The organism is Agrobacterium sp. 10T429, assembly GCF_056393925.1.
Genome location: NZ_JBFTGV010000005.1, coordinates 143110 through 154809 on the forward strand (window position 1 = coordinate 143110; position 11700 = coordinate 154809).

General features: G+C 50.8%; 7 protein-coding genes and 1 pseudogene. 7 read left to right on the forward strand and 1 reads right to left on the reverse strand.

The features are described from left to right. Positions 1-68: 68 nt before the first annotated feature. Positions 69-1832: an ABC transporter ATP-binding protein gene (locus AC1DCP_RS13710; RefSeq protein ID WP_476774333.1), complete on the reverse strand. Its 1764-nt coding sequence runs from the start codon at positions 1830-1832 to the stop codon at positions 69-71. A gap of 592 nt (positions 1833-2424) precedes the next feature. Between AC1DCP_RS13710 and AC1DCP_RS13715 the strand changes: the two genes are divergently transcribed. The 7 genes and pseudogenes from AC1DCP_RS13715 to AC1DCP_RS13745 all read left to right on the forward strand — a co-directional run bounded on the left by AC1DCP_RS13715 (position 2425) and on the right by AC1DCP_RS13745 (position 11616). Beyond that, entirely contained in the window at positions 2425-3696 is a 1272-nt protein-coding gene (locus AC1DCP_RS13715; RefSeq protein WP_476774334.1) for a glycosyltransferase family 4 protein, read from the forward strand. Between the two features lie 553 nt (positions 3697-4249). Beyond that, positions 4250-5005, forward strand: a pseudogene (locus tag AC1DCP_RS13720) (bifunctional heptose 7-phosphate kinase/heptose 1-phosphate adenyltransferase); the annotation flags it as partial. Beyond that, a complete protein-coding gene (rfaE2, locus tag AC1DCP_RS13725) occupies positions 4991-5557 on the forward strand; it encodes a D-glycero-beta-D-manno-heptose 1-phosphate adenylyltransferase (RefSeq protein ID WP_476774387.1) in 567 nt (188 codons plus the stop codon). The pseudogene AC1DCP_RS13720 and the gene rfaE2, both read left to right, overlap by 15 nt. Next, on the forward strand, positions 5557-6543 hold the full coding sequence (rfaD, locus tag AC1DCP_RS13730) for an ADP-glyceromanno-heptose 6-epimerase (protein ID WP_019566637.1): 987 nt from the start codon (positions 5557-5559) through the stop codon (positions 6541-6543). The genes rfaE2 and rfaD overlap by 1 nt, the downstream gene beginning before the upstream one ends. A gap of 156 nt (positions 6544-6699) precedes the next feature. After that, a complete protein-coding gene (locus tag AC1DCP_RS13735; protein WP_476774335.1) occupies positions 6700-8376 on the forward strand; it encodes an HAD-IIIA family hydrolase in 1677 nt (558 codons plus the stop codon). 42 nt (positions 8377-8418) lie between these two features. After that, positions 8419-10530, forward strand: coding sequence for a glycosyltransferase family 9 protein (locus AC1DCP_RS13740; RefSeq protein ID WP_162706801.1), 2112 nt, complete (start codon positions 8419-8421; stop codon positions 10528-10530). 162 nt (positions 10531-10692) lie between these two features. Beyond that, the gene (locus tag AC1DCP_RS13745) at positions 10693-11616 is read left to right on the forward strand and encodes a class I SAM-dependent methyltransferase (RefSeq protein WP_476774336.1); all 924 of its coding nucleotides are present in this window, start codon (positions 10693-10695) and stop codon (positions 11614-11616) included. The last annotated feature ends 84 nt before the right edge of the window (positions 11617-11700 follow it).

Below are 11700 nucleotides of genomic sequence, written 5' to 3' on the forward strand. Positions count from 1 at the left end.
CGAAGGTACCTGATATCATGGATGTTCAATAAGGATCGGGCGGCAACGCCGCCCGATGGATTGTTGAATTAGGCTACGTCCGCATCGAACTGGATGCTGTGCAGGCGCTTGTAGAGACCATCCGTTGCGAGCAGCTCGCGACGGCTTCCCTGCTCCACAACCTGACCATTATCCATGACGACAATCTTGTCGGCCCGATTGATCGTGGAGAGCCGGTGGGCAATGACAATCGACGTCTTGTTAAACGTCAACCGCTCAAGCGCGTCCCGAACAAGCGCTTCGGATTCGGAATCGAGCGCGCTCGTTGCTTCGTCGAGGATCAATATGTCCGCATCTCTCAGCATGGCGCGGGCGATGGCAACACGCTGACGCTGGCCACCGGACAGACCGGAACCGTTTTCGCCAAGCTTGCTGTCATAACCATCAGGCATGCTCATGATGAAATCATGTGCGTTGGCCGCTTTGGCCGCAKCGATGATTTCCTCATCGGTAGCGTTGTCACGACCGACAGAAATGTTGTGCTTCACCGTTCCCGAGAAGAGGAAGGTTTCCTGACCCACGTAAGAAACATGCTCGCGCAGGCTTGCGAAGGACACATCGCGCAAATCCATTCCGTTGATCTCGACCGAACCGCTTTGCGGATCATAAAGACGCATCATGAGGTTGATGATCGTCGACTTGCCGCTGCCGGAAGGCCCGACCAGCGCAGTCATCTTGCCACCCTCGAAGAGGACACTGACGTCCTTCAGAACCGGCTGGTTAGCAACATACTCGAAGCTGACGTTCTTGAGTTCCACATTGCCGCTTGCCTTGGGGAGCGGCTGGGCATCCTTCTTTTCGGCAAGTGTCAACGGAGCGTCCAGAACCTCGAACATCATACGCACGCCGATCATACCGCCCTCGATCTGGACACGCATGCGTGCCAGACGCTTGGCTGGCTCATAGGCGAGAAGCAGGGCAGTAATGAAGGCCATCAGGTCGCCCGGCGAACCACCTTTTTCAAGAACGGTGTAACCGGATACGGCGATGACGACTGCAATGGCGAGACCGGACAGTGTCTCCATGATCGGGCTGGTCGCCGCTTCAAGCTTCGCAATGCCATTGGCGCGTTGCTCGACATCGGATACCGCCTTGTTCATGCGCTGGCGCATCAGCTTTTCAAGCGAAAACGCCTTGATAACGCGAACCCCAATGCTGGTTTCCTGCACGACGTTGACGATCTCGCCGAGCGAAGCAAGTTCCGCTTCCATGATGTGGCGCACACGCCGCAAAACCAGGCGAACACTGAAAATCGCCAGCGGTCCTATGATCATCGAGATCGCGCTCAGAAGGAAATTCTGGGCGAACATTACGATGATCAAGCCGATGAGCGAAAGAAGATCGCGTATAAAGGATGTGACAATGGTATCGATGACGCTACGGGCAGCCTGCGCGTTGTAGGTAACGCGAACGAGCAATTCCGACGATGGCAGGTTCTGAAAGAACGAAACGCCCTGCTTTAGAAGCCTGTCATAGATTTTGCGCTGCTGTTCGGCAACAATACTGTTGCCTGCCTTGCTGAGATAGTAGCTCTGTACGAAGGTGGCGAGACCTTTGACAATGAAGATTGCAGCCACTGCAAACGCAATCTCCAGAACAACGTCAAAACCCTGCTTCAGATAAACACTGTTGACGATATCGCGCATGATCCATGCGCTGAGAGAGGTCGTGCCGGCAACGACAACCATCGCCACAATTGCCGCACTGTACCAACCGACATGTTTTTTGAAGTTCTCTTTGAAAAGCCGCACCAGCAACTTCTTGTCGTTTGGCGACAAAAACGATCCGATCACAGAAATATCCTTATTTGGTGTCGACGCCCACACAGATTCCAAAATTGCACATTCAGCTGCATGTTATTCATGCGGGATGGCTTTCTCAGTTTCCACTCGCTGCCGTGCCAAGCTCGATAATCTCTCTCGCGCCCGAGCAAAAATGCGCGAAAGGCTCTGGTAGGTAAAGAGCCCGACTGATTTGAGACCACGCCAATAAGCCTAGCGATCTAAAGTGTCAACATTGAGCGTTGATGCGGCCATGAAAAGGAGTGACCGGAAGATGAGTAAGAATGAGCGAATATCGTTACTCAGCGCAACAGATTGGGAGGAACTGCGCCTGACGAACCCGCAATGTACGTCTACAAGGCGCAGGCAATTCCAAGTGCGGCATTTTTCCAACTGTAATTTGGCTCTGGGCGTTTGACTGGCTGCGTGATTGACAAGCTGGCTGGCTAAAATCTATATCGACGCGAAGTCGCGAAAGCTCTCGCCTGAAACGTTCTGGCTTATTGGTGAACGGTGCATTATCCCATTCACTGATTGCAGGAGAATTTTTGGTTGCATCCCCGATGACCGTCGTCGGGCCAGTTCAAAGCAGGCAGGTCAGTGAATGTCCGATGTATTTTTTGATTTATCAGAACTGTATTTGAATTCCGGTGTGAAATTCAAATATTACGGTATAGCGCGAACCGTAATGGAAGTTGCATACGAGCTTACAAAGCTTGATGCGTCCATTCGATACGTCATATACTCACCGTTGCATCGGCGTTTCTTTGAGGTTTTTCCACGCGTAGGCGATGCGTCTCCAACGGGCGTTCTTGATCCGAATATTCCTTCTTCGGCAACGCCTTTGCGCCTTCGTCAAAATTTATATGATAAAAACGTCATTAAAAACGCGCTTTACCGGATTCTGCACAAGATCGTTCAGCATCGCAACAGGAAGCGCTGGGCTACCGTTCCCGTTGGGGCGGTTAAGGATGTAGACCTCGACGGGCAAATCCTGATTGCGCTTGGGCGTCCGAAGATAATGTCAGACTATCTGATGGCTCTCGCTGAAAATGGCACCAAGCCGATTTTCATCCCGCTTCTTCACGACATGATCCCCTTGCATGATTTCACCCATCGAAATCAGTTTTCCTTCCCGAGAAACTTTATTTATGACAATCAGGTGGCGATCACGGCTGCGTCTATGGTTCTGACCAACTCGGAGTTTACCGCGTCAGAAGTCCGGCATTTTTCGGAAGCCGGAATTTTGCCTGCCGTGTCATCTGTTATTGCCGTTCCCTTATGTCATGAATTGCGCCCGACTAACGAGCCGGTTGATAAACATGGCCCGGAAAAGCCATATCTCTTATGCGTGGGTATCTACAACGGACGGAAAAACCTTGAGTGCGTCGTCGAAGCGATGCTCTCCTTGCATCAACGGGGCATTCAGGTGCCTGAACTCGTCTTGGCGGGTGCGCGGCGTAAAAGAGTGGAAAAATTTCTTAAAAAAGAGAAATTTGCACCGCTATCCGGAAAGTTTCATTTCGTTTTCAATCCCAACCAGGCGGAATTGCGCGCGCTGTATGAAAAGGCTTATGCGCTTCTTTTGCCAAGTCGAATGGAAGGCTGGGGCCTGCCGGTAAGTGAAGCATTGTGGTGTGGAACGCCGGCTCTGGCTGCAGATGTTCCTGCACTCCGAGAGGCAGGGGGAGATTTGGCGCGCTATTTCGATCCAGAAAGACCGGAAGAACTAGCGGGTCAGCTTCAGAAGCTTCTGGTAAATCCTGCTGAATATTCGGAATGGAAAAAAACTATCGCGCTTTCCCGTCCACAAATGCGGACCTGGAAAGATGTTGCGCAAGGAATTCTTGAGGCAATCAAACCCGTACGCTCTTGATACAGGCAAATATGCTCAAGAATTATCAGACCCGTTTAAATGCAATGCTGCCCGGGGATAATGTTTTCCAAGGCATATGGTCGACCGTTTTTTCGATGTTCCTGATGGTTTTTTAGGCGTGACGGCCAATATGGTTGGCCTTTTGCTTTTGTAAATTTTCATTTACGACAAGCAAATGTTCGATTCATCGAGGTTGAAGGGTAGCTTTAAAAATTGTGATAATCATGCCCTTTTAAATGTCTTAAGCGCAATTGGGGCACATTGGGCAGCTAATTCGATTCAGTTGAATCGTCTCGGGGGCGATGGCAGTTCTGCAATTTGCAGAGCAGTTGAATTGGGCATTCCGTTTTGCGTGTGTTGTGGCTCACGTGTAGGACAGCGACAGGATGAATAACTGGTGATGTTGGACTATTTGAGATTTTCTGAAGTTAAGGTTCTCTGCATTGGCGATGTAATGCTGGACTGCTTTATTTCCGGCGATGTCGGCCGCATTTCCCCGGAAGGCCCGGTCCCGGTTATGTGCGCGCGATCAGAGTAATATTTTGCCGGTGGCGCAGCTAACGTTGCGCGCAACATATCTTCTCTTGGAGCAAGTTGTACATTGCTGGGAGCGGTGGGCAAAGACAACAATGGCAGCAAACTGCTTGAGTTGCTGAACAATGTTCATGGCGTTTCGGCGCCCTTCGTGACATTGGATGAGCGCCCGACAACTATCAAGACGCGTTTCCTCGGTCACGGCCAGCAAATGTTGCGCGTTGATTTTGAGGATGCCTCTCCGATTTCCCACGAGGAAGAGGATCGTGTCATCTCTACTGCGCTTTCCTTGATCTCATCTCACAGCGTTGTCATTTTGTCGGACTATGCCAAAGGTCTGTTAAGCGAAAGGGTTGTGAAAGCAATTATTGCTGCGTGCCGGACTGAGGGAAAACCGGTCATTATCGATCCAAAAACGTCTGATTTTACCCGCTATGCAGGTTCCGCGATTGTAACACCCAATCAAAAGGAAACGCAGGCCGTCACGGGTGTATGGCCGGATACCGATGAGGAAGCTGAATTGGCTGGCGAGTTGATCTTGTCGCGCTTCGACATCGAGGCGGTCCTCATAACGCGAGCGGAAAAAGGGATGACCCTTGTTGAGCGAGGCCATCCGCCTTTCCATATTCGCACGGAAGCTAAAGAAGTGTTCGATGTCGTTGGTGCCGGCGACACGGTAATTGCGACGCTCGCCGTTGGCCTGGGCTCCCAAACTACACGTGCCGATGCAGCACGGATTGCAAATGCAGCTGCTGGCATCGTGGTTGGTAAAAAAGGCACGGCAACTGTTTCTGCTGCCGAACTCCGAGATGCCTTGTCTCACGACACCTCGTCGGGGGAAGTCAGCCCTTCGGACAAGCTTTTTGACAGGCAAGATGTCCAGGCGCTGGCAGAGGATTGGCGGGGCGATAATCTGAAGGTCGGCTTTACGAACGGTTGCTTCGATATCCTGCACGTTGGCCACATCAGGCTTTTGCAGTTTGCGAGGGATAATTGCGATCGTCTGATCGTTGGCGTTAATGCAGATAGCTCGGTAAAGCGGCTTAAAGGTCCATCGAGACCGATAAATACCGAACTGGATCGCGCCGAACTTCTCGGCGCATTGGCTTTCGTCGACGCGGTGGTGGTGTTTGACGAAGACACACCGCTTGAACTCATCAAGACGATACGCCCCAATGTGCTGGTTAAGGGGGCGGACTATACGATCGACAACATTGTTGGTGCGGATGTCGTGATGGCGGATGGCGGCAAGGTCGTTACATTCGAAATAGTGCCCGGGAAAAGCACGACGGCGACTATTGCGCGCAGTAAAAAAGAGGCAGTTTGATGTATATTGTAACCGGTGCTGCTGGATTTATCGGGTCCAACATTGTCGCTGATTTGGAGGCGGCGGGTCTGGGGCCGATTACCGTCGTTGACTGGTTTGGCCGTGGCGATAAGTGGCGCAATCTCGCAAAGCGTAACATCGCAGCTTATGTGTCACCCGAAGGACTGCCCGACTATCTTCGCAGCATTAAAGTGGATGTCAAAGCCGTAATACATATGGGCGCGATTTCCGCCACCACGGAAGCTGATGTAGACAGACTGATCGAGCTGAACATCAACTATTCTGTAATGTTGTGGGACTGGTGTGCTGAGCATGGCGTTCCTTTCATTTACGCGTCTTCCGCTGCGACCTATGGCGGCATCGAGGAGGGGTTTGATGACGACGAGGCTGCATCGGCACGCGCCTCTCTTGCACCGCTKAATGCCTATGGCTGGAGCAAAAAGACGACCGATGATATTTTCATCGAACGTGTTGCGCGTGGTGAGAATGCCCCTCCGCAGTGGGCTGGCCTAAAATTTTTCAATGTTTACGGGCCAAATGAATATCATAAGGATGATATGCGCAGTGTCGCCTGCAAACTCTTTGACGTCGTGCAGGCCACCAACGAGGTATCCCTGTTCAAGTCTTATCGACCTGATATCGAACATGGAGAACAGCGTCGGGATTTCGTATATGTGAAAGATTGCACATCGTTCATCTTGTGGCTTTTGAACAATCAGAAATATAGCGGGATCTTTAATTGTGGATCTGGCAAGGCACGATCTTTTGCAGACATCGTTCATGTCATGGGCGATCTTCTCGGCAAGAAGCTGAATATTAATTTCATTGAAATGCCGGAGGCGATCCGCGGTAAATATCAGTACTTTACCGAGGCAAATATGTCGAAAGTCGCGTCAATCGGATATAACGGCCCCCAATCATCGCTTGAAGAAGGGCTTGACGATTACATCAATTCGTATCTAAGCCGCGAAGACAGATATCGCTAGCAGTAGGCATAATTGATGCGAAAAGACTGTATGCGCTCACATAAAGCTGGATTGAACACCCTCAAAATCGCAACCGCTGAATGGCGTCCTTCGAAAACGGATTCGGATAGCTATCACTCATGTCAGCCAAACCAGTCTGGTTAAGGATAATTCTTGATGACACAGCCGGGCTTCGAATCCGCTCAGAATGAGTATCTGAAACTCAAAAAATGGCTTTTCGAAGCGGCGCTTCCACTATGGTCCTCGGTTGGGCGAGATGATGTGAGTGGTGGCTTTTTCGAAAAAATCGATAGAAGCGGTGCTGCCGTTGAAGTGGCGAGAAGAACGCGGGTCGTTTGCCGTCAGATCTATAGCTTTTCTGCGGCTAAGAGAATGGGTTGGGCCGGCGATGCTGAAGGGGTGGTTCAGCACGGATGGGACTTTCTTCAACAGCACTGTTTTAATGCGGACGGTTCCCTGATTACCACGGTCGATTTGGCGAGTGGGGTCAGGAATACGTCATTCGATCTATATGACCATGCCTTTGCGTTGTTCGGTCTGAGCTATGCTGCTGACACGCTTGAAAACGAGGACGCCATTGCCGAAGCCGCGCTGCATTGTCTCGAGGCGATGATCGCAGGTTGGAAGCATCCGGCCTCAGGTTTTGAAGAGGCCGCGCCGCCTATCGTGCCTCTGCGTTCCAATCCGCATATGCATCTCTTTGAGGCGTTTCTTGCATGGATGGAAAATCCTTCGGTAAAAAAGCCTGAACGCTGGCTGTCGTGCCTCAATGAAATAGGCGAATTGTGCCTGTCGGCATTTATCTCGCCTGAAAACGGGGCTCTTCGTGAATATTATAATCACGACTGGTCGGTAATGCCGCACCACACCCTGGTGCCAATCGAGCCGGGGCACCAATTCGAATGGGCATGGTTGCTCACGCGATGGGGTAAGATGGTAGGGCGGAAAGACGCTCTTATCGCTGCGCGCAAACTCGTGGAGATTGGCGAAAAAGGTGTCGATGAATCCCGTGGTCTTGCGCGCAATGGTCTGAATTTTGATCTGACACTCAACGACAAAGCATTTCGTCTGTGGCCACAGACTGAGCGGATCAAAGCTTGGCTTATGATGGCCGAGACGGCGATAACTCTCGAAGATAGAGAAGTGGCATACGCAAAGGTTGCTGAGGCGGCCGGTGCATTGCAGGGTTTTTTCAAGGGAGTTCTACCCGGCCTTTGGGTGGATCGTTTTCACGAAGATGGTACCGCAGTCGAGGAGCATGCGCCCGCGTCGTCTCTTTATCATATCGTCTGCGCTGTCGAAGAAATGCACAGATTGCTGCAGCCTTATACCGAAAGCGTACCCGCGCTTTTTTTAGATCGAGATGGCGTGATTATCGAAGACACGGGATATCCAGGTAAGATTGAGGACGTCCGACTTATCCCTGGGGCAGCGGAAGTTATAAGTTCTTTCAGAGACCGGGGATATCGGGTATTTGTCGTAACAAACCAGTCTGGCATCGGTCGCGGTTATTACGATGATCTCGACTATATCATTTTGCGGGCTCATATTGGGAAGTTGCTTCACGAACAAGGCGCATCTATTGACGATGAACGCCTCTGTCCTTTCCACGAGAATGCCACGATCGAAAAATACCGGGGTGATCACTATTGGAGAAAACCCTCTCCGGGAATGATAGAAGATATCATCATGCGATGGAACGTGAATCGGGAGCGCAGCGTTCTCATCGGCGACAAGGTGTCGGATGTTGAGGCTGCTGTTGCAGCCGGTATTCAAGGCGCGTTGTTCTCCGGAAAAAACTTGTTTGATTTTGTTTCAAGCAAAAAACTCTAACGTCTTGGTTGTGATGTTATGGAAAGTACGCGGTTGCTTAACTTGAACGGCACTGAATTCTCGAACTACCAAGACGCTTACGCGAAATGGAGGGAAACACAGACCTCTGCCGGCACTCACTATTTACCAATCTTCCAAGCCGTCGAAGCGAGCAAAAGCGGATTGTGCACTGTCCGCGTTGATGGCGTGGATGGCGTGGAGTTTTCTGGGATAAATCCCCAGATGTGGTCGCTTGTATCGGGTGGGGGAAGCTCATCCGAGAAGGCGGAAACTTCTCCAGCGACGCTGCAGTTCGACATATTTTTTAAGCGCTCGTCGACACTCGATAGCCTCGAAAACATCCACAAGTGCGTGAGCGATGTCGAGCGCAGTCTTTTGCCAAACGGTTTGTTGATATTTGAACTGAAATTAGATCGACAAACTGCTGGAAGCGACATTGACGAAGCGCTGCATCGCTGGCGCTATGTTCTAGACACGTTCAACTTACGTATTCTAGCAAAAATATTGATGCCTTATTCTGGCGGCAACGATGGGCACGCGAAGCCTGAAGGCCGTATATCCGGCTCAACTTACTTAACGATCGTTGTCTGTCGTGACTTCGACGTCGAGAACTCTTTTATTAGAGAAGTTAGAAGAGCAATCGACGACATTCGGGCCGTAACGCAATCCGAGAATTTGCAGTTCACTATCGGGTCGCCCCAAGCCACGGATGGGGCCAAGATGGCAGATCACGATCTTTCGGACATCTGGCAGATGCATTATACATTGCAGGCCCAAGCTAGCACGGCGGAAGCGATGATAGCGTCTCTGTCCGAAACCGCTGTTTCCGCAAAGGACGCGTCTCGCCGCCTTTTGAAAACTGAGCGGCGTGTTCTGGCGCTCAGAAAACAGACATCCCTATTTTTACCGATTACCTATCCATGGTCTCTTTTCGCCGGTCTGGTGCTGTCGCTAATAAAAAAAGCTAAGGCAAAACGAAAAAAAAAACATATAAGTCAGGCGCCTGATTTAGAGCCTCTTCGTTCTCCTTCGGCGCCTGAAAATGGCGTTGTGGTCGAGAATAGAACTACCTATGGGCTAACCCCTTTTGGTCAAAAACCTAAGATACTTATTCTGAAGCTTGATCATATAGGTGATTTCTTTCTGTCGCTTCCCGCCGTCGATGTGCTGAAAAGAGCGTGGCCTGATGCGGAGGTCACGTTGGTCTGTTCGCCGACGAATGGTGATCTGGCCAGGGCAAGCGGCTATTTCGATTCAGTAATCGAATATAAATTCTCTGCGGAACTCTCGCAGGATGTTCAGAAAGCCCAACTTGAAAACTACGCGAACATAAAAAGGCTAGTACCAGATCGCTACGATTTGGCTATCGATCTGAGGCATGACCCGGATACAAGGCCGCTTCTGATGTTTATTCAGGCCGCCGTAAAGGCAGGCTTTCAGGGCTTTGACAAACATTTCATGCCCCTCAATATTTCATTGCCGCCGATGGAGGTTCCCCGCGGACTATATCAAAACGCGCATAACATCCATCGTCTCATGTTGCTGAGTAGCCATGTCGTCAACACTTTAAAGGGATTTGACAGCTCCGACGCGACCTCTGCATTGATAGCGAGTGGAAGCTTCAATAATCCCTTCGTCGGCTCTCGATATGTGGTCATTGCTCCCGGCGGAGGGACATTGGCCAAGAAATGGGCTCCTTCGAAGTTTGCGGAGCTTGCGCGCAGGCTTGTATCGGAAGACGATTTCAAGATAGTCGTTGTCGGTGGTAACGCGGAATCTGAATATCGCGATGCGATATTTAACGCGATCCCAGAGGGCATGGGGTTGGATTTGATCGCCAATCTCCCCTTAGTGGACCTTGCTTCGGTCATCTCCAATGCGCAGATTTTTGTCGGCACAGATACCGGTGCCACCCATCTTGCGGCGTTAATAGGCGTACCAACTGTTGTCGTGTTCAGCGGTGTTGCCGATCACAATATATGGCAACCAATGGGAAGGTCTGTTGCGATCGTCAGAAAACCGCTAGCCTGTTCGCCCTGCCATATAGCGCGCATCGAAGATTGTGTTGCCGCTCACAAATGCATGACTGGAATATCTGTCGACGTGGTCATTGATACGATTAGAAACACATTGTCGGCGCATGATGCCGAATGATTGCTACTAGTGTGTAAGGAAGTTTGTTTGCAGTGTCACGGTCGGTCTCATAGTGACTTGCCTTCAATGTACACGAACATATAGAGATTCTGGCGTCACGAATTCGCAAGCCAATGCGTGTCGAGGCTGAACTGTGTTGTTGCGAGATGGAAGGTGCCTCCTGTGATCGAAAAAGGTTTCTATTATGAGTTTGAAAACAGGCACAGGGGCAGTCGAAGCGAAATTCGTGGACGTCTGGAAATCTACAATCAGACCATCGAGCTTTTAGAGCTGGAGCTACTCCCCAGGAATGCGATTGATTATGGATGCGGGCGTGGCGAGTGGCTACGTTTGCTGTCCGAGCGCTCCTGGCAGGTTTTGGGCGTCGACTCGAACGACGATATGCTTTCTCCTGCTCAGGCGGATGGTTTAACTGTCGAGGTTGGTGATTGTCTTAGCCATATTGCGAGCCAGCCAGACAATAGTGTGACTTTGATAACCGGGTTTCACATCGTGGAACACCTCCCGCCAGATGTGCTGCACGACTTTGTCAAACATGCGCATCGCGTAGTGCGGCCCGGTGGCCTCGTGATCTTCGAGACTCCCAATCCTGAAAACATACTTGTCGGTTCGAACCGCTTTTACTCGGATCCAACCCATGTTCACCCGTTGCCTCCTAAGTATCTCGAATTTGTCGTCGAGTTCTATGGCTTCTCCGAGGCAACATGTATCGGCATAAATCAGCCGAATCTCCGTTATCAAACAGGGTCAGCAGCCGCATTCTTGGAAATGATGGAACTCTTCCCCGATTATGCTGTGCTCGGGCGCAAGCCCAAGGAAGGCGCGACCTCGACCGGGTTTCTGGAGTTTGTACGCAAAACATATCCAGACAGTAATCCATATAGTTATCGGGTCATCGACGATTTCATAGATAAAACCCATCGGAATGAGATGGAATTGGCTGATCTGAAAACGCACAATGAACAGAATAGAGACGAGATTGAGCGTCTGAAGGCAGAAGTGAGGTTTTTCCGGGAGAAACTGGAACGACGTGGTCTGTCGGTCATGTGGGATCGCTTGAAAAAGAAAATCCGGTCTCAGCGATAGGCTTCAGTTACATCGGAGACATATCTGTAATCGATGGGTTTCTGGAAGTTGTCAGTTTCGAAACCAGGCCGCGCCTGGCGCAAG